The following is a 24,015-nucleotide window of genomic DNA, read 5'->3' as shown; positions in this document are numbered from 1 at the left end:
CGAATCGTCCGGAAAAGTAGGTGTTTAGCCATTTGACGAATGGCCTCCGACTGTTCACCGTCACGACGATGGCGGGCGATGTGGCGTCCCTAGCTTGTTTGAACAAGTTCTGTGCACATCGCTCCAGTGGGAGTTCACCGTGGTCTCTTCCCGAGTCCGTCTCACCGGCCTCACCGCCGGTCTGCTCCTCGCCGTCGCGGCCTGTGGGCCCGCGCCCGGCACCGAGGCAACCTCCACGTCCTCCGCCGCCGCCCCCGGCGGGGCCGCCGCGGTCGACGCCCGCACCGCCACCTCCGCCGCCGACTTCGGCGGGGTCGACAAGCTGTACGAGGCGGCCAAGGCCGAGGGCAGGCTCCACGTCATCGCGCTGCCCCCGGACTGGGCCAACTACGGCGAGATCCTGGCCGCGTTCAAGGCCAAGTACCCCGGCATCGAGATCGAGGAGGAGACCCCCGACGCCTCCTCCGCCGACGAGATCAACGCGGTGAAGACCCGCAAGGGCCAGGACCGCGCCCCCGACGTCCTGGACGTCGGCCAGTCGTTCGCGATCAGCGGCGCCGCCGAGGGCCTGTTCGCGCCGTACAAGGTCGAGAGCTGGGACAAGATCCCCGAGGGCCAGAAGGAGCCGACCGGCCTCTGGTTCAACGACTACGGCGGCTACGTCTCGATCGGCTGCGACGCCAAGAAGATCGCGGCCTGCCCGCAGACCTTCGCCGACCTGCTCAAACCCGAGTACAAGGGCAAGGTCGCGCTGAACGGCAACCCGACCAAGTCGGGCTCGGCCTTCGCCGGCGTGTACGCCGCCGCGCTCGCCAACGGCGGCTCGTTCGACGACATCCAGCCCGGCATCGACTTCTTCAAGAAGCTCAAGGACGTCGGCAACTTCAACCCGGTCGAGACCACCCCGGCCACCATCGAGAAGGGCGAGACCCAGATCTCGATCGACTGGGACTACAACAACGCCGCCTACGCGCCGATCATGGCCGGGAAGGGCCTCGACTGGAAGACCGTCGTCCCGAGCGACGGCAAGTACTTCCAGCTCTACGCCCAGGCCATCAACAAGGACGCCCCCCACCCGGCCGCCGCGCGGCTCTGGCAGGAGTTCCTCTACGGCACCGAGGGCCAGAACCTCTACCTGAAGGGCTTCGCCCGTCCGGTCCTGCTGCCCGCGATGATCGCCGACGGGTCGGTCGACCAGGCCGCCTCCGCCGCCCTGCCGCCGGTCGACGGCGAGCCGACCTTCCCGACGCCCGACCAGGTCACGAAGGCGAACGAAGCCGTCGCCTCCGGCTGGGGCGCCGCGGTCGCGGGCTGATGGCCGGTCTCACGGGTTCCCGGCGCCGCGGTGGCGGCGCCGGGTGGCTGGCGGCGGCCCCTCTGCTGGTCGTCACCCTGATCGCGTTCGGCATCCCGGCGGTCGTCCTGGTCGTCGGCGCGTTCTCGGTCAAGGGCGGCGGGTTCGGGTTCGAGAACCTGTCGGCGACGATGCGGGAGCCGTACATCGGGGCGTTGTGGAGCAGCGTCAAGTTGTCGGCCGTCGTCGCGATCGGGGGCGCGGTGCTCGGGGCGTTCCTCGCGCAGGCGGTGCTGACCTCCCGGTCGGGGCTGCTGCGCGAGGCCGTGCTGACCGCGTCGGGGGTGCTGGCCAACTTCGGCGGCGTGCCGCTGGCCTTCATCTGGATCGCCACGCTGGGCAACTCCGGCGTGGTCACCGCCGCCCTCGGCCTCGGCTCGGGCGTGCTCTACAACTTCTGGGGCCTGGCCCTGGTGTACCTCTACTTCTCCGTACCGCTGATGGTGCTCGTCATCGCCCCCGCGCTCGACGGCCTCAAGCCGCAGTGGCGGGAGGCCGCGCTGAACAACGGCGCGTCCACGTGGCAGTTCTGGCGGCACGTCGGCATCCCGGTGCTCGGGCCCGCGCTGCTCGGCGGGGGCGTGCTGCTGTTCGGCGGCGCGTTCGCCGCCTACGCCACCGCCGCCGCGATGGTCGGCGCGTCGGTGCCGCTGGTGACGCTCCAGATCGCCGACGCCCTCACGGGCAACGTGCTGATCGGGTACGAGAACATCGCCCTCGCGTTGTCCCTCGACATGATCGTGATCGCGCTCCTGGTGATGGCCGTCTACCTGCCGCTGCAGAAGAGGAGCTCCCGATGGCTGGCGTGACGTGGCGGCGCCTGACGCTGGGCGTGGCGGCGGTCTACTTCCTGGTGCCGCTCGCCATCGCGGTCTGGTTCACCGTCTACAACGAGTCGCTCGGCTTCTCCCTCGGCGCCTACGGCCGGATCGTGTCGGCCCCCGGCTTCGGCGAGAGCCTGCTCAAGTCGCTGCTGCTGGGCGCCGCCGTGATCGTGCTGGTCCTGCTCCTGGCCCTGCCCGCCCTCCTGGCGGTACGTCTCGGGGCCCCCGGCCTGCGCCCGGTGCTGGAGACCATCACGACGCTGCCGCTGATCGTGCCCCCGATCACCTACGTGGTGGGCATCGCCAACGCCCTGCGCGGCGGCACCGACGCCCTGGCGGCCACGCCGTTCTGGCAGACCCTCATCTCCATCCAGGACGAGAACTTCCCCGTCGTGCTGGTGCTGGCGTACGTCATGCTCGCGCTGCCGTTCGCCTACCGTTCGCTGGACACCGGCCTGCGGGCCGTCGACGTGCGCACCCTCGTGGAGGCGGCCCGGAACCTGGGCGCCTCGTGGCCGTACGTGCTGTTCCGGGTGATCCTGCCGAACCTGCGCTCGGCCGTGGCCGGCGCCTCGTTCCTCAGCCTGGCGCTCGTCATGGGCGAGTACACGATCGCGGCCCTGATGGGCTACCGCACCTTCCCGGTGTGGATCGTCACCATCTCCGGCAACGACGGCCAGCTCTCGGTGGCGCTGTCGGTGCTCAGCCTCGGCCTGATCTGGCTGCTGTTGCTCACCCTCTCGGGGGCGGGAAGGAAGTCCAAATGACCGTTGAACTCCGTGAGCTGCACCGCTCGTTCGGCGGCACGGTCGCCCTCGACGGCCTGAGCCTGACCATCGAGCAGGGCGAGCTGATCGCCTTCCTGGGCCCGTCGGGCTGCGGGAAGACGACCGCGCTGCGCTGCGTGGCCGGGTTCGAACGCCCCGACACCGGCGCCGTGTTCATCGACGGCGCCGACGTCACCCGCGTGCCCGCCAACCGGCGCGACGCCGGGATGGTGTTCCAGAGCTACTCGTTGTTCCCCAACCTGAACGTGCGCGACAACGTGGCGTTCGGGCTGCGGGTCCGGCGGCGGCCTGCCTCCGAGCGCCACGACCGGGCCGCCGAGTTGCTGGAACTCGTCGGCCTCGGCGGCTTCGGCGAGCGCTACCCGCACCAGCTCTCCGGCGGCCAGCAGCAGCGGGTCGCCCTGGCCCGCGCCCTGGCCCTCCAGCCGAAGGTGCTGCTGCTCGACGAGCCGCTGTCGGCGCTCGACGCCAAGGTGCGGGTCAACCTCCGTGAGGAGATCCGGCGGCTCCAGCTCGAACTCGGCATCACGACCATCTTCGTCACCCACGACCAGGAGGAGGCGCTCTCGGTCGCCGACCGGGTCGCGGTGCTGAAGTCGGGCCGCCTGGAGCAGGTGGCCCCTCCGGCCGAGGTGTACGACCGCCCGGCGACCCCGTTCGTCGCGGAGTTCGTCGGCACGATGAACCACCTGCCGGGCCGGGTGTCCGGGGAGACGGTCGAGGTCTTCGGCCAGACCCTCCCGCTCGACGGCGCCGCCCCCGGCGTGGAGGTCGACGTCCTGGTCCGGCCGGAGGCCGTGCGGGTCACCCCGTCGGCCGACGGGCGCGGGTTCATCCTGGCGTCGTCGTTCCGGGGCTCGATCGCCCGGTTGCGCGTCCAGCTCGACGGCGGCGGCGAGGTCCTGGCCGACGTCCCGGGCCACGAGGCGGTGCGCCTCGCGCCGGGCCTGAAGGTCGACGTCACCCTGGTCGAACGCCCGGTCCTGACGGCCCCGCGCACCGCGGTGGCCGCCCCCGTGGAGCCGGTGGCCTGAACGGCGGGCCGATCGCCGCCCGGAACCGGGCGGCGATCGGCGTCACTTGTGCACGACCCTCTTCACCGAGCGGCCGGGGAACGTGACGATCAAGTGCTGCTCGGCCCGCAGGCCCTCCACGGCCAGGTCGCGGGTGTAGATCCGCATCCGCTGCCGGCCCTCGCCGATCTCGTCCAGGAAGTTCGGGTGGACCCCTCTCAACTGGACCGTGCCGTGGGAGCTCAGCGGCACCTCCACGACACTCCGCCACCCGTCCGCCCGCAGGGGCGGCGGCTGCTTCAGCGTCTTGTACGTCACGCACACCCCCTGGACGCCCGGCCCGACGGGGATCGGCTCCTCGTCGAGCCAGCCGGGCGACTCCCCGCGCAGGCGGTTGGTGACCACCTGGTAGCCCTCTCCGGGCTTCTCCAGCAGGTAGGGCACGGTGGGGAACCGCCCGCGCGACCGGACGCGCGGCCAGGGGTCCGTGCACGCCGCGTGGATCGTGTCCACGACGGCCCGGCCGAGCAGCAGTCCGGGGTCCGCCGTGCCCGCCTTGTCGGGACAGAGGTAGACCAGTCTCTCCAGGGTGCCGCCGTAGAGGGTGTCGGCGGCGCAGCGGGCGCGCCCCTCCGCCAGCAGGGCGGCGTCGGACCGCTCGTCGTACTGGCCGGCCAGGCACAGGTAGGCCTTCTCCCGCTCGTGCGGCGGGGTGGTGACGTATTCCTCCCCGAGCGCCGTCCAGCGCTCGCACCCGGCCGTGAACTCCGGGACGTCCTCCCCGCCGCTCGTGAGTTCGTTGACGACCAGCGTCTCCACCGGCGGGCGCAGGGTCGCCACGGCCACCGTCCCCGCCACCAGCGAGGCCAGCAGAACCGCGCCCATCCGGAACCCCAGCGGTGCGGTCGTGCGGTCGCGGCCCAGGTCGGCGGCGGTGTGGGCCAGCCACAACGCCTGGATCACCGCGAAGGAGTACAGCAGCAGCAACGGCCGGCTCAGATCGACGAACGTCGTGAACTGACTCGGCAGCAGGCTCATCACGCCGGCGTGGACGAGCGCGGCCAGTCCGAGCCACCTGGTGACCGGGCTCCACCCGCAGAAGACCTGGAGCAGCACCACCGCGATCGGCCACACGATCGTCACACCCGGTGTCTCGACGAAGACCGGCAGGAGACACGCGGCCACCCCGGCGACCGCGACGGCCACCCGGACCGCCAGGGGCACCTCGCGGAACACCAGGGGCAGCATCACGACCACCGGAAGGGTCACCAGGTAGGCGACGAATCCCGCCACCGGCGGGAGGGCAGGGCTCAGCAGGAACAGGACGACGTTCAGATAGAGCAGGACCCGCAGCACCCGCGTCCACCGCGGCCCCTGGAACGGGGGCCGGACCAGCACCGTCCAGATCAGCCACCCGCGTAACCCGGCCGCGAACAGCACCAGGAGCACCAGCTCCATGCTGGCGGAGCCATGGCGCTCCCCGACGGCCGCGAGGAAGAAGACGTGCCAGTCCCCGGTGAGTATCGCCCACGCGAGAGCGCCGAGCATGGCGACGGAGTAAATGCCGACAATTACCGTCGCAATACGTATTGACACGCCATTCCCCGACTATTGACGGCAGGGCGACGATCGTAGCGCGAATTCATCTGGACGAATGGTGCTGTTTGGCGCGGCTTGGAAATTTGGGGCGGCGATAACGACACGACCCCATTTCGCTTCGAGTCGACGGCGGCGATCCGGCGCAGGTCACTTGTTCCGGAAAGCGTCGGTGTGCCCGTGGGCCAGGTGTGCCAGTGTCCCTTGCGCATCAGGTGCGGCGGCGTCCTTCGGCTTCAGGTGCGGCAGTATCCCCCGCACGTCAGGTCGGCGGTGGTTCCGCCGATCCTCGTCAGCGGCCGGGCAGGGGTCAGCGCACCCCTCTCACCCGGAACTGGATGCTGATGCGGGGGCCCAGCGGCTTCGCCGACTTCGGGACGGCGTGTTCCCACGTGCGCTGGCAGCTCCCGCCCATGACGATCAGATCGCCGTGGCCCAGGTCGTGGCGGATGGTCGTGCCACCGCCCTGGGGCCTCAGCAGCAGCGCCCGGGGGGTGCCGACCGAGACGATCGCGACCATCGTGTCCTCAGTCGAGCCCCGGCCGATGCGGTCGCCGTGCCAGGCGACGCTGTCGCGGCCGTCGCGGTAGAGGCACAGGCCCGCCGTGCGGAACGGCTCGCCCAGCTCCTCGCGGTAGTGCTCGTCGAGCATCGTTCTGGCCTGGTCGAGCAGGGGGTCGGGCAGGCGCTCGCCCTCGTCGTAGAAGGCCAGGAGGCGGGGGACGTCGACGACGTTGTCGTACATGCGGCGCCGTTCGGCGTGCCAGGGGACGGTGTCGGCGAGGCGGGTGAAGAGGGCGTCGGCCCCGGAGATCCAGCCGGGGCGGACGTCGATCCAGGCGCCGTCAGACAGAAGGGTGCGGTGGACGTGGCCGCCGAGCGGCCCCGGCCCTTCGTGGTCGGCCGTCGCGTCGAGCAGCGACGGCTGGAACACAACGCTCATGACACGTCAGGCTATCAAACACGTGTTCGATCATGAGGAGACCCCGCAGGTGGCGGCGATGTCGGCCGGGAGCGGGTAGGGGCGCTCCACCGGGAGTTCGGCCGGGCGGGAGTCGGGCCGGAGCGCGTGGATCCGGTGGGCGAGGGCGGTCACGTCCTCGATCCCGACGATCCACTCGTCCACATACCGGTCCACCGCCTCGCGCGACAGGCCCATCTGGAGCGAGCGGTGCGGCAGCGCGTGCAGGGCCGGCGAGCGCTCCGGGTCCCACTGGATCCGGACCGGCCGGTGCCGGGTGGCCGTCCACTCCGCCCTGTCCTGGTGGACGGACGAGTCGAAGTGGCTGAGCCCCGAATGGGCCAGCGCCCACTCGAAGCCCTCCCGGGTGATCCGGATGGCCAGCACCCGCTCCTGGCCGGGCTTGGTCGCCCAGCCGGAGCGGTACATCATCCACAGGAACGACGGCTTCACCCAGGTCATCCGGTTCCGGTTGTAGGTGGGCGCGAACCGGTCGCGGGCGGCGGCGTACTCGCCGATCTCGGGGTTGTAGGCCTGGTAGACGGTGATCGTGTGCTCGTCGTGGCGGGCGCGGATCTGCTGCGGCGGAATCATGCGGCGAAGTCTTCAGATCGGGCGTTCCGCCCGCAATTGAAATTCGGCCAGCAGGCCCGCGTAGGGCTTGGGCGGGGGAGCGGCGTACTCGCCCTTTCTGCTGGTGGTGAGCCCGAGCCGGACGAGCGACTCGGCCAGGGTGACCGCGGCCTGGACACCGTCGATCACCGGGGCGTCGATCCTCCGGGAGATCTCCTTCGTGTACGCCCCCATCCCCGCGCACCCGAGCACGATCGCCTCGGAACGGTCCCGCCGGAGAGCGGCCTCCGCGACCTCCGCGACGAGGTCGCACGCCTCGTCGTCGAGGTCGAGGACCGGGATCTCGCAGGCGTGCACGCCCCGGCAGGCCGTCGCGCAGCCGTACCGCTCGGCCAGGTCGAGGGCGCGCTGGACGGTCCGGCCCAGTGTGGTGACGACGCTGAAGCTCCGGCTGACCAGGGTCGCGACGCGCATGGCCGCCTCGGCCAGGCCGACCACCGGGCCGTCGGCGACCTCGCGGGCGGCGTCGAGCCCCGGATCGCCGAAGCAGGCGATCACGTAGGCGTCGGCGCCGTGCAGTTCGGTCAGGACGCCCGGCACGGCCAGCGCCTCGTCGTAGTGGCTCTCGATCGAGGCCGGGCCCATGGCGGGGCTGACCGCGGTGACGTGGGCCGCCACCTCCCGGGCGCACGCGCCGATGATCTCGGTCATGTCCCGGGAGGTGTTGGGGTTGATCACCTTGACGTGGGTCACCCGGCGTCCACGAGGATCCGGGGGTTGCGCCGTTCGAAGGCGATGAAGGCGACGAAGCCGAGCCCGCACCCGATGAACCACGAGTAGTCGGCGATCCACAGGCCCGACCCGACCAGCTTCGGCACGACCACCGACAGGATCGCCGGGATCCCGCTGGCCAGCATCGCGTAGATCGCGTTCGGGTTGTAGCCGCCGCTGAAGTAGTAGCGGCCGGTCGGCGACATGGTGAACATGGCGTCCACGTCGACGAACTGCCTGCTGATCACGTAGTAGCCGGCGATCAGGATGCCGAACAGCGGCCCGATCAGCGCGCCCAGCACGCCCAGCGTGTAGTGGATGGCGTCGGGGTTGCCGTACCAGTTCCACGGCGTCAGCAGCACCGACCCGACCGCCGCGATCATCCCGCCGGTACGCCACGAGATCTTCTGCGGCGACACGTTGGAGAAGTCGAACGCCGGTGAGATGAAGTTGGCCACGATGTTGATGCCGATCGTGGCGATGACGAAGGTCAGCCCGCCGAGCAGGATCGCGAACGGCGTGTCGATCCGCTCGACCGTGTGGATCGGGTCGGTGATCAGCTCCCCGAACACGGGCACCGTCGCCGAGGCGGTGATGACCGTCAGGATCGAGAAGAACAGGAAGTTCACCGGGAGCCCGAGCAGGTTGCCCCGCTTGACCGCCTCGAACGACCTTCCGTACCGGGAGAAGTCGCCGAAGTTCAGCATCGGCCCCGAGAAGTACGACACCACCAGGGCGATGGCCCCGAGCATGACCGGGATCGACTCGGCGAACCCGAGGCTCTCGCCCGCGCTCAGGTCGAGCGAGATGTTCTCCCATCCCGCCTCGCTCACCAGGTAGACCGCCAGGACGACCATGACGACGTACACGGCGGGACCGGCCCAGTCGATGAACCGCCGGATCGCCTCCATGCCCTTCCAGAACACGGCGGCCTGGGCGACCCAGAGGATGGCGTAGCAGATGTACCCGAGGGGTGAGAGCCCGAGGAAGGTCGTCTCGTTGAGCGAGGCCGTCGACGGCCAGAACTTCAGGAAGATGATCAGGAGCGACTGTGAGGCGAGGTAGGTCTGCACGCCGTACCAGGCGATCGCGATGGCGCCCCGCACGATCGCGGGGATGTTCGCGCCGAGCACCCCGAAGATCGCCCGGTTGATGACCGGGTAGGGCACGCCGGTGACCTGGCTGGGTTTGGCGACCAGGTTGCAGAAGACCTGGACGATGACGATGCCGGCGAGCAGGGCGAGCAGCACCTGCCACGACGCCAGCCCGAGCGCGAACAGCGAGCCCGCGGTGACGTATCCGCCGACGCTGTGCACGTCGGACATCCAGAAGGCGAAGATGTTGTAGGACGACCAGGTCTGCTGTTTCAGCGGAGCGAGGTCCTCGTTGGCGAGGCGGGGGTCGTAGCCGGGTTTGATGAGGCCTGTTCGGACGTCGGTCATCGCGGCTTCCTCGGGGGGATATGCTGTTGTTAAGCAATCACTTAACGCTTGACCCGTTTCGGCGTTGTTAACCCGTTGTGACAATCGGTAAGGAGCCATGGACGCCGAGGCCCTCGGAACCGAACGGCTCGGGGCCCGGCTGCGTGAGCTGCGCGAGCGGTCCGGGTTGTCGCTGCGCGCCGTCGCCAGGGAGCTCGGCATCTCCCCGTCGGCCGTCTCGCAGATCGAACGCGGCCTCATGCGCCCGTCGGTCTCCCGCCTGATCGCCTACGTGACCGCCATCGGCGTGCCGCTCGCCGAGGTGTTCGACCCCGCCGACGTGCAGCCGGTGGCGTTCGCCGTGCGGCGGGCCGGGGAGGTCGCGCCCATCCTGCTCAGCGGCGGCATCACGTTCCGGCGTCTGTCGCCGTCGGCCACCCCCGACGTCGAGTTCTTCGAGTCGACCTATCCGCCGCTGTCGATCTCCAACGCCCACGGCCAGTTCCTCAAGCACGACGGCTACGAGGTCGGCACCGTCACGGCCGGGGAGCTGACCGTCGAGTTCGAGTCGGAGACCGTGACGCTCGGCCCCGGCGACTCGGTCACCTTCCCGTGCGACCGCCCCCACCTGATCGGCAACCGGTCCGACAAGGTGACCGCCGTGGCGACGTGGCTGATCGTGCACCGCTGAGAACCTTTTCCCGCGCGGGCCGGTAGCAGGGGTATGACACGACGAATTCTGGCCGCCCTGGCGGTCGTCGCCGCCGTTCTCCTCCCGGCCGTTCCCGCGAACGCCGGCGCGTGGGCGGTGACGGAACTCGACCCGCTCCCGCGGACGATCGAGCCGGGGGCGACGTACACGATCGGCTACTGGGTCCTCCAGCACGGCACGCACCCCTTCGAGGGGCCCGAATCCGACATGCGGACGGGGCTGCGCCTGACCCAGGGGTCGAAGGTGCTCGACTTCCCCGGTACGCCGCTGGCCGAGCCGGCCCACTTCGCCACGACGATCCAGGTGCCCGAGGGCACGTGGAAGCTCGAAGGGGTGCAGGGCATCTTCGCGCCGTACCACCTCGGGCAGCTCACCGTGCCGGGCGGTCTGGAGGTCGTGCCCCCGCCGTTCCCGACCCAGACCGGCGGCACGGTCACCGACTACTGGGGGCCGGTGAAGCCGCCGGGCTTCCCGTGGGACGCCGAGCACGTCGTGACGGCGGGCACCACCTCCACGGCCCCGGCCCCGTCGCGGCCGGCCGCCGCCGCCCCGGCCGCCGCCCCGGTCGCTTCTCCGGTCGCCGCTCCGGCCGTCCGCGCCGACGAGGGCGTGCCGTGGGGCTGGGCCATCGGCGGCGCGGCGGTGGGCGTGGTGGCGGTCCTCCTGGCCGGGCGGCTCCGGCGCCGGGGCCCGGTCCCGCCGGCCGGCGACCGGGAGGACACGTTCGTGATCTCGCGGAGCTGACCGGCGCCGGTACCCGCGTGGCCGAGCCTCCGCGGCGTGCGGCGGATCCCGCCTGGCGAAACGCGTCACCGGGGCGCGGAGCGCACCCCGGTGACGCCTTCTTCCGGCAGGGATCAGGGCTTCACGGCCGGCGCGGTGTCGGCGGGCTTGACGCCCACCGGCTTCTCCCTGGGCTCGGCCGAGATCTGGTCCTGGGGCGGGGCCTCGACGGTCACGGCCGTGCCGAAGTCGCCGAACTCCATCACGTTCGTGTGGCCGTCGGCGGCGAAGGTCACCTCCAGGCGCCTGATCCGGTCCTGGTCGTCGATGTCGACCAGGCCGGAAACGCCGTCGGGCAGGGTGAAGGCGAACCGGGTGCCCGTCCACCCCTCGCCGCTCGCCGGGCCCTGCTCGGTCACCTCGGTCGCCGCGCGCAGCCGGCTCAGCGCCGCTGTCGGGTCGAGCGGCATGAGCTTCACCAGCCCGACCGCGCCCGGCGCCCGCACCAGTTCGTCGTCGAAGCGCGGCCCGGCGAACCACTTCGTGTCGCCGGGGTCCTTCCCGTACACCGTGTCCCCGACGAACCGGGTCTCGGCCCCGTCGTTCCTGACGATGACCCCCACCCGGCGCTCGGGGTCGAAGGCCCCGGTGAAGGTCTTCGCGCCGGACACCGTCTCGATCCGGTAGCTCTCCGACGACGTCGTGTCGACCGCCGCCGCCACCTGGGCGTCGGCCGAGGGCGTCGTCCCCGGCAACACCAGGATCACCGCCGTCGCGGCCGCCGCCGCGGCGGCGGCGAGCGGGAGCCACATCCGGCGCGGACGGGGCGCGACCGGCAGGAGCCGGACACCCGGCGGCCGGTCGGCGCTGGCCTCGGCCAGCAGTGTGCGCAGTTCGTTCTCCGGCATCAGAGCCTCCTCGTGTCGATCGTTCACCGGAGCACACTCCCTTCGTCCTCGGTCCGGTTGACCAGCTTCCGCATCGCCTTCAGTCCTCTGTGCACGTGCGCCTTGACGCTCCCCGCCGAGCAGCCCATGAGCCCGGCCACCTCCGCCTCCGGGAGGTCGGCGAAGAACCGCAGCACCAGCGCGGTCCGCTGCCGCGCCGGCAACCGCCGTAACGCCGCCCGCACCTCCTCGGCCACCACCCGCCCCTCCGACAGGTCGCCGGGCCCGGCCGTGTCGGGCAGCTCCGCCCGGGGGATCTCCCGCCGCCACCGCGCCCGCCACCACGACCGATGCGTGTTGACCATGATCTTCCGCAGGTACGCGTCCGGCCCCGCCGTGGTGTCGAGCCGGTCCCACACCGCCAGGAGCTTCCCGAGCGAGGTCTGCACGAGATCCTCGGCCGCGTGCCAGTCGCCGGTGAGCAACACGGCGGTCCTCAGGTGGTGGTCGCCCCGGCGGCGGACGAAGTCCGCGAAATCCGCATCCACCCGCGCTCCCTTCGTTTCTCCGGTTGTCTGCCGCTCAAGGACACGCCGCGGGACCGCCTCCGGGTTGACCGGAACCTTTCTGCTCCGCCGCGGGTATCAGGGGCATGATCCGAAGAATCGTGTTCGTACTGGGCGCGCTGGCCCTGCTGTCCGTGCCGGTCCCGGCCGCCGCCGGAGGGTTCGCGTCGACCGAACTCGACCCGATCCCCGAGATCCGGCCCGGCGTCGCCCACACGATCGGCTACTGGGTGCTGGCCCTGGGCACCGAGCCCATCACGGACGACGCGTTCGGCGACACCACACTGCGCTTCAGCCGCAATGGGGAGCGATACGACTTCACGGGCGCCCGCCTCGCCGAACCCTCCCACTACGCCACGTCGATCATCCTGCCCGCCGGCGAGTGGAAGGTCGAGGCGCTGCTCGACTACTACGGGCACGACGAGATCGGCACGCTGACCGTCCCGGGCGGCCTGGCGCTCTCGCCGCCGGAGTACGAGCCGATGCGGGTGGCGGACACGCCCGACCCGTGGGGCGCGATCAAACCGCCGGGCCACCCGTGGGGCACCCCGTTCCGGCCGGTCCCGGGGGCGACGCCCGTCCCGGAGTCACCCGCCTGGCCCTACGCGCTGGGCGGGTTCGTGGCTGCCGGGGGCCTGGTGCTGCTGCTCCGGCCGAAGGCCGTCAGCCGCTGAACGTCAGGCGTCTTCCACCGGCAGCAGCACCCGGAAGTTGGTGCGTCCCGGCCGGGAGTCGACCCGGATGTCGCCGTGGTGCTTCTTCACCACGATCCGGTAGGAGATGTCGAGCCCCAGCCCGGTGCCCTCGCCGACCGCCTTGGTGGTGAAGAACGGCTCGAAGATGTGCGGCCGGACCTCCGGGGGGATGCCGTGCCCGGTGTCCTCGACGTCGACCGCCACGTTCTCGCCGTCGCGGCACGTCGAGATGGTCAGCGTCCCGGAGCCGTCCATGGCGCCGAGGGCGTTGTCGATCAGGTTGGTCCACACCTGGTTCAGCTCGGCCGCGTAGGCGGGGACGAGCGGCAGCGAGCGGTCGTAGTTCTTGACGAGCCTGACCCCCTCGGGAATCTTCGCCTGGAGCATGGTCAGCGTCGCGTCGAGCAGGTCGTGCACGTCAACCGTCTGGTGCGGGGCCCGGTCGAGCTGGGAGTACTGCTTGGCGGCGGAGACGAGGCCCGAGATGCGGGAGACGGCGTCGTCGATCTCGCCCATCAGGAGCTCGGTGTCGATGGTGTACGTCAGCCACCGGATCGCCCCCTCCAGGTTCCCCTCGCCGACGCACGACTCGACCGTCTCCAGCCACTCGGCGTCGATGCCGCCGGCGACCAGGGTGGGCGCGATGTCCCACGACCCGGCGATGTCGTGGTCGTCGAGCCAGTCCTCCAGGGCGCTCTCGGCGTCGGAGGTCTGGAGGGCGGTCAGCTCGGGCGCGGAGGCGGCCCGCTTGACCGCGATCTCCTGTAGTTCGACCAGTTTGTGCAGCCGGCTCCCGTCGATCTTCCCGTCGGCGATCATCCCGAGCTTGTGGCGCATCCCGGCCACCCGCTCCCGCAGGATCGACGTGGCCCGCACCGCCGCGGCGGCGGGGTTGTTCAGCTCGTGGGTGAGCCCGGCCGACAACGCGCCGAGGGCGAGCAGGCGCTCCCGCTCGCCGACCGCCGTCTGCGTGGAGCGCATGCCGACGAAGAGGCCTTCGAGCAGGTGCATCGCCATCGGGAACCACGACCGGGTCCACTCGGCGAAGGAGTCGGCGGGGATCTCGTAGACGGTCACGTCGGTGAACGCGCGCATCGAGTTGTTGTAGGTGCGCTCGCTCTGGTCGGTCATGTAGGCCTGGGTCGCGCCGCCGTAGGCCCCGCGCTGGTCGCTGCGGATGAACTCGACGTCGTCGCCGCGGACGCGCCGGCTCAGGGTGATCGTGCCGTCGAGGAGGACGATGAAACAGGTGGCGGGCCGGCCCTCCTCGTACACGAGCGTGCCGGCCGAATAGTGGATCACCCGGCCGCAGTCGGCGATCAGCCGGAGCTGGTCGTCGTTGAGGGATTCGAAGAGGAACAGGCCGCGGAGGTCGTCCGGGGTCAGAAGGTCGCTCATTGCGCCTCCAGATAACGGTGGATGAGGGAGACGGCCATGGCGCCCTCGCCCACTGCCGAGGCGACGCGTTTGACCGAGTCGGAGCGCACGTCGCCCGCCGCGAAGACGCCGGGCATGCTGCTCTCCAGGTGGTAGGGGTCACGCGGCAGGGCCCACCCGGCGGGGCGCTGCCCGCCGCTCAGCAGGTCGGGCCCGGTCAGCACGAAGCCGTGCCGGTCGCGTTCGACGACGGAGTCGAGCCAGGCCGTGCGGGGCTCGGCGCCGATGAAGATGAAGCACCACGTCGTGTCGGCGGTGCGGATCTGGCCGGTGCGGGTGTCGCGCAGCGTCAGCCGTTCGAGGTGCTCGTCGCCCTCGGCCTGGCAGATCTCCGTGTACGGGTGGACCTGGATCGTCGGGTGGGCGGCGATCTGCTTGATCAGGTAGTTCGACATCGACCGTTCGAGGTTCTCGCCCCGGATCAGGATGTGCACGCGGGCGGCGTACCGGGAGAAGTAGACCGCCGCCTGGCCGGCCGAGTTGGCGCCGCCGACGATGTAGACGTCCTGGTCGAGGCACGAGGGGGCCTCGGTGGAGGCCGAGCCGTAGAAGACGCCCCGGCCGGTGAAGCCCGCCAGGCCGGGGGCCTGGAGCATCCGGTAGGAGACGCCGGTCGCCAGCACCACGGTGTGGGCGGCGATCGAGGTGCCGTCGTCGAAGCGCAGCACCCGGGTCGAGCCGCCCGCCTCCAGCGCGACCGCCTCGCGGGCGCTCAGCAGTTCGGTGCCGAACTTCAGGGCCTGCCTGCGGGCCCGCTCGGTGAGCTGGGCGCCGCTGACCCCGTCGGGGAAGCCCAGGTAGTTCTCGATGCGGCTGCTCTGGCCGGCCTGGCCGCCGGTGGCCCGCTGCTCGATCAGGACGGTACGCAGCCCCTCGGACGCCCCGTAGACCGCCGCGCCCAGCCCCGCCGGGCCCGCGCCGACGACCACCAGGTCGTAGAAGTCGCTGGCCGGCGTGGTCGTCAGGCCCACATGGGGGGCCAGGTCGATCTCCGACGGCTGCACCAGCGACTTGCCGTCGGGGGTCACCACCAGCGGCACGTCGTTCTCGGTCAGCCCGGCCGCGGTCAGCAGGCGACGCCCCTCGGGGTCGTCGGCCAGCAGCCACCGGTAGGACACCAGGTTCCGGGCCAGGAAGTCGCGCACGGCGTACGACTCGGCCGACCAGCGGTGCCCGACGACGCGGATCTCGGTCACCGGGCGGTCGGGGGTGGCGATCCAGGCGTCCAGCAGGGCGTCGATGACCGGGTAGAGCTTCTCCTCCGGCGGGTTCCACGGCTTCAGCAGATAGTGGTCGACGTCGACGAGGTTGATCGCGTCGATGGCCGCTTCCGTGTCGGCATAGGCGGTCAAAAGAATGCGTCTGGCCAGCGGAAAGAGGTCCATTGCCGCTTCGAGGAACTGGATGCCGTTCATCTGCGGCATCCGGTAGTCGGCCACCAGGACGGCGACCTGCTCTCCGCGCAGCTTGATCTCCCGCAACGCCTCAAGCGCCGACTCGCCGGAGTCGGCGCGCACGATGCGGTAGCGGTCGCCGTAGCGCCGCCGCAGGTCACGGGAGACCGCGCGGGACACCGCGGGGTCGTCGTCCACCGTCAGGATCGCCGGATTCGCCATATGCCCCATAAAAACACGCTCGGAGGGTCATTGCTTCCAACGTACCTTCCTAGGCGTTTGGTAAGGGCGCTGACCTGGGGATTCTTCGCGAATGGAGCGTGTGCTGAGATTCCCGGAGACGGCCTTGCCGGGCGAGGTCCACTTCGTCGTGGTCGGTGATCGGCCGGCCGGGCAGACAATGGGGGAGTTCCGGCCCACGGGGGAGATCCCCGTCCCCGAGGACGTCGAGCTCGCCTACGTGGCCGCGACGACCGAACGGCTGGCCGAGGCGCCCGAGATGACCGGTCTGCGGTTGAGCGGCGTCTGTGACGACGACCTGCGGCTGATCGCCAAGCGGTCGGCGCTGCGCGACCTGGCGGTGACCGGGAAGTTCACCGACGAGGGCGTCCGCGCCATCCAGGGGCTCACCACGCTCGAAAGCCTGGAGTTGTGGTCGCCGAACATCACCGGCGACGTGCCGCTGCCGGAGAACAGCCCTCTGATCAAGGTGAAGCTCGGCGGCGCGTCGATCACCGACGCCTCGTTCGGTCACATCGCCCGCACCTCGGCCGCGGTGGTCGGCGTCTCCGGCGGTGAGGTACGCGGCCACGGGCTCGGCGCCCTGGGCGGCATGACCGGGCTGCGCTACCTGCGGCTGGGCACCGAGAACATGGAGCCGGGCTGCCTGTGGCGGCTCGGATCGACCGAGTCGCTGACCATCCTGTCGCTGGCCGGGCCGGTCGACTGCGAGGCGGTGTTGTCGTTCGCGCCGCCGCTGAAGGAGATCGACCTCGACCACGTCTCCCGCGCCGACTGCGCCCGCCTGCTGTTCCACGGCCTGGCCGTCAACGGGTTGTCGGGGCCGCCGCGGCTGGCGGACGCGTACGCGCGCATGCTCACCGGACCCGACCGGCCGGCCCGGGTCGCGCCCCGGCGCCGGATCGTCACCGGGGAACGCGACCTCGCGTCACTGGTCATGGGGCCGGCTCCGGTGCTCCTCACCTTCACCGGAACCGACTGCCTGGCCAGCGAGTGGATCACTCCCGTGATCGACCGCATCGTCGCCGAGTACGACGACGAGCTGATCGGCGCCGTCGTCGACGTCGAGACCGCGATCGGCGCGGCCGCTTCGATGGGCGTCGACCGGACCCCCACCGTGCTGCTCACCCGCAAGGGCGAGGAACTGCTGCGGCTGCCCGGGATCAGGTCGCACGCCGAGCTGATCCGCCGGGTGACCGACACCCTCGGGCTGCCCATGCCCGGCGAGAAGCTGTTCCCGGCCAAGGAGAACCGTGAGCCGCTCCTGGGCTCCGCCTGAGCGGCTCACGCCGGTCCGCGATCTCAGATCTCCAACTTGTCCTCGATGGACCGGAGCAGGTGCCGGGCCATCGCCAGGTTGGCCCGGTTGCGGTCGAGGGCCAGGTAGAGGAACAGGCCCTTGCCGCCCCGGCCGGTGATCGGGCGGATGATGTGGTACTGACCGGACAGGGTGATGAGGATGTCCTCGATCGCGTCCTTCAGGCCCAGGCTGTCCATCGTGCGGAGCTTGGCCTTCACGACCTCGGTGTTGCCGGCCCCGGCGATCTGCAGGTCGAGGTCTTTCGACCCGCCCAGCACGCCCAGGCTCATGCCGCTGTTGTAGTCGACCACGGCGGCGCCGATAGCGCCGTCGATCGCCATCATCTCCTTGAGCGAGATGTCCATGTTCGCCATGGCGAGTCTTCTCCTGTCATTCGCGTTCGACGATGGCGGCGATCTTCGCCGCCGTCTTCCTGCCCTCGATCCGCAGCAGCCCGAGGTTGGCCCCCGGGACGGCCAGCACGGTGAGGACGAGCTTGGGACCCGCGGCGTAGTGGGCGGTGAAGCCGCGGGTGGCGGAGATCAGGGTCTCCTCCAGTTCGCCGATCCTGGTCAGGTCGGCCATCCGGCGGCTCATCGAGAGCACCGCCGAGGTGAGCGCCGCGGTCTGGTCGACGTTCTCCGCCAGGTCGGCGGAGACGAGCATGCCGTCGACGGTGCAGGTGAGGACGCCGGTGATCTCGTTCGTGCGACCTCTGAGGAGCAGCATCTCCTCGTGGATTTCGCGGCGCAGATCCATCGGGATGCCCTTTCCGGCCCGTTTGAGCCACGGGCGCGTGATCACTGGAAGGCCTCCAGCGCGTTCCGCAGCCTGATGAGCAGATTCACGTCCGTCGGGTCTCCGCTGATCTCGGGATAGGACGACCGCGCCCGACGGCCGTCGCCGCCTCCGGCCGTCGCCCGCGGGGCCGCGCCCGCCACGCGCTTGGGCAGATCCGGAGGTTTCTCCGGCGGCGGCGGCTCCGGGCACTCCAGGAGACCCGCCGCGGCCATCTCGCGGACCGCGAGGAGCGTCGGGTACGCCGGCCGTCCGATCCGCTTCGCCAGTTCGGCGGGTGTGGTCTCGGCGTCCGCGTTGAGCAGGATCTCCCACTGGAGCGCGGTCAGCACCACGTGTTGTGCGCGGATGCGCCGTACCGGCACCACCGGGCGGCTGTCGAGTTCGGCCGATGGCCAGGCGCGGTCCAACCGGGCCCTCCTGCGGTGACATTCCCGGAAGAGGCCCGGCACGTCGAAGAACCAGTGGATCCCGAGCCAGTGCCGGTCGCCCTCGCGGAACTTGGGCTTCGGCACGTTCGCGCCGAACAGGAAGAAGGAGGCGTCCAGGGTCGCCCCGAGAACGCACAGCTGCAGCTCGCCCCGGCTGAGCACACCCCGCCGGACCAGCATGTCGCCGCCGTCGGCGGTGGCCGCCGCGGTCTGACGGGCCGTCCGCATCCCGCTGAGGGTGAGCCGGCCCGTGGCCGTCAGCAGCTCCTCGACGGTCGGCGTCCGCGCGCACTCCACGTAACAGACCCGGCCCTTGCTCAGGTAGACGGTGCCGCTCCGGCCCGCTTTCAGGGCGCCGGTCGCCCCGCTCTCCGCCAGTTCGGAGAGCACGTCGTCGATCGGCACCGGTCACGACGCGATCAGTTCGTGGGAGATGTTGTCGAGGCGCCGCCGCGCCAGGGCCAGGTTCGCCCGGTCGCGGTCGAGCCGCAGGCAGATCAGCAACGGGCCGTCCCACATCGTCTCCATCGGCTTGATGAGCTGGTAGCCGTGGTCGGTGGTGATGATCAGATCGTCTATGCGGACCGTTCCATCGGGGGATGACAGGGCCAGCCCGTCGAGCGTGGCGCGGAAGGTCTCGCTCAGCCCGATCGCCGACCGCTCCGGGTCGGGCAGGCCCTCCATCGCGAGCGCCGTGCCGCTGGTGTGGTCGACCAGGATGGCGCCGAGCGCTCCCGGGATGGCCATCGCCTCGGACAGGCAGTCTTCGATGCCGATCACCCGCAACTCCTCATCCGGTTACCCCCGCCAAGTGGTGGGTTCAAACCATAGAGAAATCGGAGAATCACTCAGCGAAACACCATGTGTTGGCTTGTTTCCTGACATAAAGACTTTGTCAGTGGAAGGAGGAACCTGATACCTGGTGCAAGCCGTGTTGCAAACTTGATGAGGTGGAACGAATTCTCGTCAGCGCCTGCCTGATGGGCCGCCGGGTCCGCTACGACGGCGGCGCCAAGACCAGCGACGACGCCGTCTTCGCAGCCTGGAGGGCCGAAGGACGGCTGGTCCCGTTCTGCCCCGAGGTCGAGGGCGGTCTCCCGGTGCCCCGGCCCCCGGCGGAAATCGAAGGCGGGGCGGGCGGCGCCGCGGTGCTCGCCGGAGCGGCCCGCGTCCTCACCCCCGACGGGCACGACGTGACCGCCCACTTCCTCGAAGGCGCCCGCCAGTGCCTCGCGGTCGCCCGCTCCTTCGGCGTCCGGATCGCCGTCCTCAAGGAGGGCAGCCCGTCGTGCGGCTCGCTCCGCGTCTACGACGGCACCTTCCGCGTCCGGAAGCTGCCCGGCGAGGGCGTGACGGCGGCGCTCCTGGTCGCCAACGGCGTCGAGGTCTTCGGCGAGGACCGCATCGCCGACGCGGCTAAAGCTCTGCGCCGATGATCGCCTTCTCGTCGGGGCGGTGGACCAGCACGTTGTCGATGTAGCTGCGGACCGCCGCCGCCAGCCCGACGTCCTTGCCGGCCGCCTCCGACAGGAACCAGCGGTGCTCCAGCACCTCGTGGAACAACTGGGCGCGTTCGAGCTTGCGGTGCAGCTCCGGCGGGATGGCGTTTATCACCGGCTGGTAGACCTCGGCCAGCCACCGGTGGGCCACTATCGCCTCGTCCTCGTGGCGCAGGCCGTGGGTGACGGTGAAGGAGTCGAGGTCGTTGAGCAGGCGGCGGGCCTGGTTCTCCTCGACGTCCAGGCCGGTCAGGCGCAGCAGGCGGCGCTGGTGGTGGCCGGCGTCCACGACCTTGGGGCGCACGATCAGGCGGCCCGTGCCGGCCTTGCGGCGGACCATCATCTCGGCCACGTCGAAGCCGAGGGTGTTGAGGCGGCGGATGCGCTGGTCGACCTTGTGCCAGTCGACCTCCTCGATGATCTCGTCGGAGTTGAGCTCGTCCCACAGGCGGTGGTAGCGCTCGACGATCTGCTCGGCGAAGACCAGCGGGTCGATCGACGGGCACAGCAGGTCGCCGGCCTCCAGGTCGAGGAGTTCGCCGTAGATGTTGACGTGGGCGACCTCGATGTCGTGGTGGCGCTGGCCCTCGCTGATCATCGGGTGGAGCTCGCCGGTCTCGGCGTCGACCAGGTAGGCGGCGAACGCGCCCGCGTCGCGGCGGAACAGGGTGTTCGACAACGAGCAGTCGCCCCAGTAGAAGCCGGTCAGGTGCAGCCGGACGATCAGCACCGCCAGGGCGTCGAGCAGCCGCTCCAGGGTCTCCGGGCGCAGGGCGCCCGACAGGACCGCCCGGTACGGCAGGGAGTACTGCAGGTGGCTGGTGATGAGGGCCGAGTCGAGGCGTTCGCCGCTCTTGCTCTCGCGGCCGGTCACCACGGCCACCGGTTCGACCGAGGGGGTGTCGAGCCGGTTGAGGTCCCACAGCAGGCGGTATTCGCGTTTGGCGTACCGCTCGCTGATCTCCTTGATGGCGTACACGGTGCCGTTGATGCGGGTGAACCGGACGACGTGGCGGGAGATGCCCCGGGGGAGGGCGACCAGGCGGTGCTCCGGCCACTCTTCGAGGGGGACGTCCCAGGGGAGCCGGATGAGATCGGGATCCGAAGGGGCACCGGTCATCTGTAGTGGCACCTGGTTGCTCCTACTTTGGGGGGACCTATGCGATTAAGTGTCGCGGATGTCAGTCATTTGTGGCGACCGGGGTCGGGGGTAGGGTCGCCGCATGACGCTGCTGGACGAGTTCGTCGACTGGTATCTCAAGGACAATCCGGTGCGGGCCACCCTGCTCGGCGCCCCCGGATTCGACCACACTCTGGGCGACTTCAGCGAAGAGGGGTTCATCCGCCGCGAGCGCGCCGCCGAGTTGTGGCTCGACCGGCTCTCCAACGCCGACCCCGGGCCCTCGCCCGACGACCGGATCGACCACGAACTCGCCCTGGCCCACCTGCGCGGCGAGGTGCTCAGCGCCCGCTGGCCCGAGTGGCGGCGGGCTCCGGCGCCCTATCTCGACGCGATCTTCGCGGCCATGTTCACCCCGTTCCAGCAGCGGCTCTCCCCGGAGCCCGAGCTCGTCGAGGCGGCCATCGCGCGGCTCGGCGAGGTGCCCGCGGTGCTGGCCGCCTGCCAGGCCAACCTGTCGCCCGACCTCGCCGCCGAACTGCTGGTCACCCGGGGGCTGGGACAGGCGCGCACCGGCCGGAGGTTCCTGACCGAGACGCTGCCCGCGCAGGTCGGCGATCCCGCGCTGCGCGCCCGCCTGGCGGCGGCGGCCGAACCGGCCGCGCAGGCCTTCGACGACCTGGTCGCCTTCCTCGGCGGCTTCACCGCCCGCGGCGCCTGGCGGATGGGCGAGGAGCTCTACTCGGGCCTGCTGCGCGAACGCGAGATGCTCGGCTACGGCGCGGCCGACCTCCACGCCAAGGGCGTCGCCGAATGGGAGGCGCTGAACACCCGCATGAACGAGGTGGCCGGCAAGCTCGGCTTCGACTCCTGGCGTCCCGCCATGGAGTCGCTGATGAACGACCACCCGCCCACCCTCGCGGCCATGCGGGCCGAATACGAGGCCGAGACCGAACGTGCCCGTCAGTACGTGCGCGACCGCGACCTGGTCACGTTCCCGGCGGGCGAACACTGCCGGGTACTGCCGTCGCCGGAGTTCCAGCGGCCCATCATCGCGGTCGCCAACTACCTGGCGCCCCCACCGCTGAGCACCGCCCGCGAGGGGGTGTTCTTCGTGCCGTACACCCCCGACGACTTCACCGAGGAGCAGGTCAGGCAGCGGCTGCGCACCAACTCGCGGCCGCAGATGCCCTCGATCGCCGTCCACGAGGCCTACCCCGGGCACCACTGGCACCTGGCCCACATCGGCGAGAGCTCCCGCCGGATCCGCAAGGTGTTCCGCACCCCCTACTTCGTCGAGGGCTGGGGCCTCTACGTCGAGAAGCTCATGTGGGAGCAGGGCTACTACGACACCCCGGAGACCGAGCTGGCCCACCTCGACTGCCGCATCTGGCGGGCCGCCCGCATCGTCGTCGACACCGCCCTGCACTGCGGCGAGATGTCGATCGAGGAGGCCGAGATCCACATGGCGACCAAGGCGTCGTTGTCGCCCGGCACCGCCAAGGGCGAGGTGAACCGCTACTGCGCCTGGCCGACCCAGGCGCCCAGCTACCTGACCGGCGCGATCGAGATCGAGAAGATCAGAGACGAGTACACCGGCGACCTGAAGAGTTTCCACGACCGCATCGCCGGGAGCGGCGGCCTGCCCCTGGGGCTGGCCCGCAAGGCCGTGCTCGGCTGAACGCGGCGGCGGCGTGGCGCGTATTCTCCGGCGTGACAGCATCCGTGGACCTGGCGTTGCTGCGGAGCGACGCGCACAGCCCGTCCTACTTCGCCCTGCGGCGCGGCGCCGCAGGTGACGACCTGGTCGACTTCTGCATCCCGTGCAATCCGTACTTCCCGACCACGGCGATGTTCGACGACCTGCGGGCGAACCTGGTCGACGTGCTCAAGTACTACCCGAGCGACGCCGAGACGATCACCAAGGAGCTGTGCGCCACCCTCGACCTGAACCCCTCCACGATCGCCATGGGCAACGGCTCGACCGAGCTGATCACCTGGCTCGACCACCTGCTGGTCCGCGAGAGCCTGGCCGTGCCGGTGCCCACCTTCGGCCGCTGGACCGACCAGCCGCTGGAGACCGGCAAACGCTGCGACATGTTCCCGCTGCTGGAGTCGCAGCGTTTCCGGCTCGACGTGGAGAGCTACCTCCGGTTCATCCGTGAACGCGGCTCGCGGGTGGCGGTGATCTGCAACCCGAACAACCCCGACGGCGGCTACCTGCCCCGCCACGAGGTGGTGCGGATGCTCGACCGGCTGACCGACCTCGACCTGGTCGTGGTCGACGAGTCGTTCATCGAGTTCGTCGACGCCGAGCCGTCGGCCAGCGTCGCCGACGAGGCGGTCATCCGGCCCAACGTGGTGGTGCTGAAGAGCCTCGGCAAGAACTTCGGGCTGCACGGCGTGCGCTTCGGCTACCTGGTGGCCAATCCGCAGATCGCCGGGCTGGTCCGGCGCGTGTTGCCGAAGTGGAACCTCAACTCCTTCGCCGAGGTCGTGGTCTTCATGCTGAAGGCCCACATGAACGAATACCGGCACAGCCTCCGCCTGGTCGCCCACGACCGGGAGATGATGATCCGCCAGCTCGCCTCCCTCACCGGCCTGACCGTCTTCCCGTCGCAGGGCAACTTCGTGTTGTGCAAGCTCCCCGAGGGCCGCGACGGCCGCGAGCTGCGCGACTACCTGATCCGCGAACACGGCGTCTACATCCGCGAGTGCGGCAACAAGCTGGGCTTCAACAGCCGCTTCCTGCGCCTGGTCGTGCGCCCCCACGCCGACGTGCAACGCCTCCTCGCCGGCATGTACGCCTACCTCTGTGCCGACGAGGCGCCCCCGCGCCGGGGCCGGAGACGGGCTCCCGAGATCGAGCCCGCCCCGATCTACCGGCTGCCGGGAAGCGTGGCGTGAGGGGA

The 24,015-nt window shown here is 70.6% G+C and carries 25 protein-coding genes; 11 read left to right on the top strand and 14 right to left on the bottom strand.

From position 1 onward, the window contains the following. The first annotated feature begins 139 nt into the window (after positions 1-139). The 4 genes from AW273_RS19890 to AW273_RS19875 are packed head-to-tail and all read left to right on the top strand — an operon-like array spanning position 140 to position 4,000. A complete protein-coding gene (locus AW273_RS19890) occupies positions 140-1,315 on the top strand; it encodes an ABC transporter substrate-binding protein (protein WP_062349932.1) in 1,176 nt (391 codons plus the stop codon). After that, the gene (locus AW273_RS19885) at positions 1,315-2,163 is read left to right on the top strand and encodes an ABC transporter permease (protein WP_062349930.1); all 849 of its coding nucleotides are present in this window, start codon (positions 1,315-1,317) and stop codon (positions 2,161-2,163) included. The genes AW273_RS19890 and AW273_RS19885 overlap by 1 nt, the downstream gene beginning before the upstream one ends. Further along, on the top strand, positions 2,151-2,945 hold the full coding sequence (locus AW273_RS19880; RefSeq protein ID WP_062349928.1) for an ABC transporter permease: 795 nt from the start codon (positions 2,151-2,153) through the stop codon (positions 2,943-2,945). The genes AW273_RS19885 and AW273_RS19880 overlap by 13 nt, the downstream gene beginning before the upstream one ends. Continuing rightward, positions 2,942-4,000, top strand: a complete 1,059-nt coding sequence (locus tag AW273_RS19875; RefSeq protein ID WP_062349926.1) for an ABC transporter ATP-binding protein — start codon at positions 2,942-2,944, stop codon at positions 3,998-4,000. The genes AW273_RS19880 and AW273_RS19875 overlap by 4 nt, the downstream gene beginning before the upstream one ends. A 42-nt stretch (positions 4,001-4,042) precedes the next feature. On the opposite strand, the gene AW273_RS19870 is transcribed toward AW273_RS19875, so the two are convergent. From AW273_RS19870 to AW273_RS19850, 5 genes are all read right to left on the bottom strand, one after another. Beyond that, entirely contained in the window at positions 4,043-5,527 is a 1,485-nt protein-coding gene (locus AW273_RS19870) for a hypothetical protein (protein ID WP_062349924.1), read from the bottom strand. A 358-nt stretch (positions 5,528-5,885) separates the two neighbouring features. After that, on the bottom strand, positions 5,886-6,518 hold the full coding sequence (locus AW273_RS19865; protein WP_083949875.1) for an alpha-ketoglutarate-dependent dioxygenase AlkB: 633 nt from the start codon (positions 6,516-6,518) through the stop codon (positions 5,886-5,888). A gap of 30 nt (positions 6,519-6,548) precedes the next feature. Continuing rightward, the gene (locus tag AW273_RS19860; RefSeq protein WP_062349922.1) at positions 6,549-7,130 is read right to left on the bottom strand and encodes a DUF4291 domain-containing protein; all 582 of its coding nucleotides are present in this window, start codon (positions 7,128-7,130) and stop codon (positions 6,549-6,551) included. Between the two features lie 12 nt (positions 7,131-7,142). Continuing rightward, the gene (locus tag AW273_RS19855) at positions 7,143-7,862 is read right to left on the bottom strand and encodes an aspartate/glutamate racemase family protein (RefSeq protein WP_232327513.1); all 720 of its coding nucleotides are present in this window, start codon (positions 7,860-7,862) and stop codon (positions 7,143-7,145) included. Beyond that, a complete protein-coding gene (locus tag AW273_RS19850) occupies positions 7,859-9,322 on the bottom strand; it encodes an NCS1 family nucleobase:cation symporter-1 (protein ID WP_062349920.1) in 1,464 nt (487 codons plus the stop codon). Before AW273_RS19850 ends, AW273_RS19855 begins: the two co-directional genes overlap by 4 nt. 97 nt (positions 9,323-9,419) lie before the next feature. On the opposite strand from AW273_RS19850, the gene AW273_RS19845 reads away from it, so the two are divergent. Both AW273_RS19845 and AW273_RS19840 read left to right on the top strand, forming a co-directional pair. Further along, positions 9,420-9,992 (top strand): helix-turn-helix domain-containing protein, encoded by a 573-nt coding sequence (locus AW273_RS19845; protein ID WP_062349918.1) that lies wholly within the window; start codon positions 9,420-9,422, stop codon positions 9,990-9,992. A gap of 33 nt (positions 9,993-10,025) precedes the next feature. Next, positions 10,026-10,757: a hypothetical protein gene (locus AW273_RS19840; protein WP_062349916.1), complete on the top strand. Its 732-nt coding sequence runs from the start codon at positions 10,026-10,028 to the stop codon at positions 10,755-10,757. Between the two features lie 113 nt (positions 10,758-10,870). Here AW273_RS19840 and AW273_RS19835 read toward each other — a convergent pair whose 3' ends face one another. Together AW273_RS19835 and AW273_RS19830 are read right to left on the bottom strand one after the other, a co-directional pair. After that, on the bottom strand, positions 10,871-11,644 hold the full coding sequence (locus tag AW273_RS19835) for a hypothetical protein (RefSeq protein WP_062349913.1): 774 nt from the start codon (positions 11,642-11,644) through the stop codon (positions 10,871-10,873). 23 nt (positions 11,645-11,667) lie between these two features. Continuing rightward, complete coding sequence (locus AW273_RS19830) at positions 11,668-12,171, bottom strand: SigE family RNA polymerase sigma factor (RefSeq protein ID WP_062349911.1); 504 nt, start codon at positions 12,169-12,171, stop codon at positions 11,668-11,670. 104 nt (positions 12,172-12,275) lie between these two features. On the opposite strand from AW273_RS19830, the gene AW273_RS19825 reads away from it, so the two are divergent. Beyond that, positions 12,276-12,863, top strand: a complete 588-nt coding sequence (locus AW273_RS19825) for a hypothetical protein (RefSeq protein WP_062349908.1) — start codon at positions 12,276-12,278, stop codon at positions 12,861-12,863. 3 nt (positions 12,864-12,866) lie between these two features. On the opposite strand, the gene AW273_RS19820 is transcribed toward AW273_RS19825, so the two are convergent. Next, the gene (locus AW273_RS19820; protein ID WP_062349907.1) at positions 12,867-14,282 is read right to left on the bottom strand and encodes an ATP-binding protein; all 1,416 of its coding nucleotides are present in this window, start codon (positions 14,280-14,282) and stop codon (positions 12,867-12,869) included. Then, positions 14,279-15,937, bottom strand: a complete 1,659-nt coding sequence (locus AW273_RS19815) for an NAD(P)/FAD-dependent oxidoreductase (protein ID WP_062349904.1) — start codon at positions 15,935-15,937, stop codon at positions 14,279-14,281. Before AW273_RS19815 ends, AW273_RS19820 begins: the two co-directional genes overlap by 4 nt. A 91-nt stretch (positions 15,938-16,028) precedes the next feature. On the opposite strand from AW273_RS19815, the gene AW273_RS19810 reads away from it, so the two are divergent. After that, positions 16,029-17,234: a thioredoxin family protein gene (locus AW273_RS19810; RefSeq protein WP_062349902.1), complete on the top strand. Its 1,206-nt coding sequence runs from the start codon at positions 16,029-16,031 to the stop codon at positions 17,232-17,234. Positions 17,235-17,257: 23 nt separating this feature from the next. Here the strand turns inward: AW273_RS19810 and AW273_RS19805 are convergent, their stop codons facing one another. The 4 genes from AW273_RS19805 to AW273_RS19790 are packed head-to-tail and all read right to left on the bottom strand — an operon-like array spanning position 17,258 to position 19,264. Beyond that, the gene (locus tag AW273_RS19805; protein ID WP_062349900.1) at positions 17,258-17,629 is read right to left on the bottom strand and encodes a hypothetical protein; all 372 of its coding nucleotides are present in this window, start codon (positions 17,627-17,629) and stop codon (positions 17,258-17,260) included. 16 nt (positions 17,630-17,645) lie between these two features. Further along, a complete protein-coding gene (locus AW273_RS19800) occupies positions 17,646-18,059 on the bottom strand; it encodes a roadblock/LC7 domain-containing protein (protein WP_232327512.1) in 414 nt (137 codons plus the stop codon). Continuing rightward, positions 18,056-18,889, bottom strand: a complete 834-nt coding sequence (locus AW273_RS19795; protein ID WP_062349898.1) for a hypothetical protein — start codon at positions 18,887-18,889, stop codon at positions 18,056-18,058. The genes AW273_RS19800 and AW273_RS19795 overlap by 4 nt, the downstream gene beginning before the upstream one ends. A 3-nt stretch (positions 18,890-18,892) precedes the next feature. After that, positions 18,893-19,264 carry a hypothetical protein gene (locus AW273_RS19790; protein ID WP_062349896.1) on the bottom strand — a complete coding sequence of 124 codons (372 nt, stop codon included), beginning with the start codon at positions 19,262-19,264 and terminating at the stop codon, positions 18,893-18,895. A 170-nt stretch (positions 19,265-19,434) separates the two neighbouring features. Between AW273_RS19790 and AW273_RS19785 the strand changes: the two genes are divergently transcribed. Next, on the top strand, positions 19,435-19,920 hold the full coding sequence (locus AW273_RS19785) for a 2-thiouracil desulfurase family protein (RefSeq protein WP_062349893.1): 486 nt from the start codon (positions 19,435-19,437) through the stop codon (positions 19,918-19,920). Here AW273_RS19785 and AW273_RS19780 read toward each other — a convergent pair. Then, a complete protein-coding gene (locus AW273_RS19780) occupies positions 19,901-21,103 on the bottom strand; it encodes a DUF4032 domain-containing protein (RefSeq protein WP_062349891.1) in 1,203 nt (400 codons plus the stop codon). The genes AW273_RS19785 and AW273_RS19780 overlap by 20 nt on opposite strands. A 103-nt stretch (positions 21,104-21,206) precedes the next feature. Here AW273_RS19780 and AW273_RS19775 point away from each other — a divergent pair, with 103 nt between their 5' ends. Beyond that, complete coding sequence (locus AW273_RS19775) at positions 21,207-22,784, top strand: DUF885 domain-containing protein (RefSeq protein ID WP_062349888.1); 1,578 nt, start codon at positions 21,207-21,209, stop codon at positions 22,782-22,784. Between the two features lie 32 nt (positions 22,785-22,816). Then, positions 22,817-24,010, top strand: coding sequence for a pyridoxal phosphate-dependent aminotransferase (locus AW273_RS19770; protein ID WP_083949874.1), 1,194 nt, complete (start codon positions 22,817-22,819; stop codon positions 24,008-24,010). The last annotated feature ends 5 nt before the right edge of the window (positions 24,011-24,015 follow it).

Source organism: Herbidospora yilanensis, assembly GCF_001570565.1.
GTDB lineage: Bacteria > Actinomycetota > Actinomycetes > Streptosporangiales > Streptosporangiaceae > Herbidospora > Herbidospora yilanensis.
The sequence above is the reverse complement of the archived record's forward strand: the minus strand, read 5'-3'. Positions and strand labels throughout refer to the sequence as shown.

What these genes read in the sequence shown, in the direction of transcription:
- AW273_RS19885 (WP_062349930.1), top strand. Translation starts at nt 1,315, where the DNA reads ATGGCCGGTCTCACGGGTTCCCGGCGCCGCGGTGGCGGCGCCGGGTGG.
- AW273_RS19880 (WP_062349928.1), top strand. Translation starts at nt 2,151, where the DNA reads ATGGCTGGCGTGACGTGGCGGCGCCTGACGCTGGGCGTGGCGGCGGTC.
- AW273_RS19875 (WP_062349926.1), top strand. Translation starts at nt 2,942, where the DNA reads ATGACCGTTGAACTCCGTGAGCTGCACCGCTCGTTCGGCGGCACGGTC.
- AW273_RS19870 (WP_062349924.1), bottom strand. Translation starts at nt 5,527, where the DNA reads ATGCTCGGCGCTCTCGCGTGGGCGATACTCACCGGGGACTGGCACGTC.
- AW273_RS19865 (WP_083949875.1), bottom strand. Translation starts at nt 6,518, where the DNA reads ATGAGCGTTGTGTTCCAGCCGTCGCTGCTCGACGCGACGGCCGACCAC.
- AW273_RS19860 (WP_062349922.1), bottom strand. Translation starts at nt 7,130, where the DNA reads ATGATTCCGCCGCAGCAGATCCGCGCCCGCCACGACGAGCACACGATC.
- AW273_RS19850 (WP_062349920.1), bottom strand. Translation starts at nt 9,322, where the DNA reads ATGACCGACGTCCGAACAGGCCTCATCAAACCCGGCTACGACCCCCGC.
- AW273_RS19845 (WP_062349918.1), top strand. Translation starts at nt 9,420, where the DNA reads ATGGACGCCGAGGCCCTCGGAACCGAACGGCTCGGGGCCCGGCTGCGT.
- AW273_RS19840 (WP_062349916.1), top strand. Translation starts at nt 10,026, where the DNA reads ATGACACGACGAATTCTGGCCGCCCTGGCGGTCGTCGCCGCCGTTCTC.
- AW273_RS19835 (WP_062349913.1), bottom strand. Translation starts at nt 11,644, where the DNA reads ATGCCGGAGAACGAACTGCGCACACTGCTGGCCGAGGCCAGCGCCGAC.
- AW273_RS19825 (WP_062349908.1), top strand. Translation starts at nt 12,276, where the DNA reads ATGATCCGAAGAATCGTGTTCGTACTGGGCGCGCTGGCCCTGCTGTCC.
- AW273_RS19820 (WP_062349907.1), bottom strand. Translation starts at nt 14,282, where the DNA reads ATGAGCGACCTTCTGACCCCGGACGACCTCCGCGGCCTGTTCCTCTTC.
- AW273_RS19815 (WP_062349904.1), bottom strand. Translation starts at nt 15,937, where the DNA reads ATGGCGAATCCGGCGATCCTGACGGTGGACGACGACCCCGCGGTGTCC.
- AW273_RS19810 (WP_062349902.1), top strand. Translation starts at nt 16,029, where the DNA reads ATGGAGCGTGTGCTGAGATTCCCGGAGACGGCCTTGCCGGGCGAGGTC.
- AW273_RS19805 (WP_062349900.1), bottom strand. Translation starts at nt 17,629, where the DNA reads ATGGCGAACATGGACATCTCGCTCAAGGAGATGATGGCGATCGACGGC.
- AW273_RS19780 (WP_062349891.1), bottom strand. Translation starts at nt 21,103, where the DNA reads ATGACCGGTGCCCCTTCGGATCCCGATCTCATCCGGCTCCCCTGGGAC.
- AW273_RS19775 (WP_062349888.1), top strand. Translation starts at nt 21,207, where the DNA reads ATGACGCTGCTGGACGAGTTCGTCGACTGGTATCTCAAGGACAATCCG.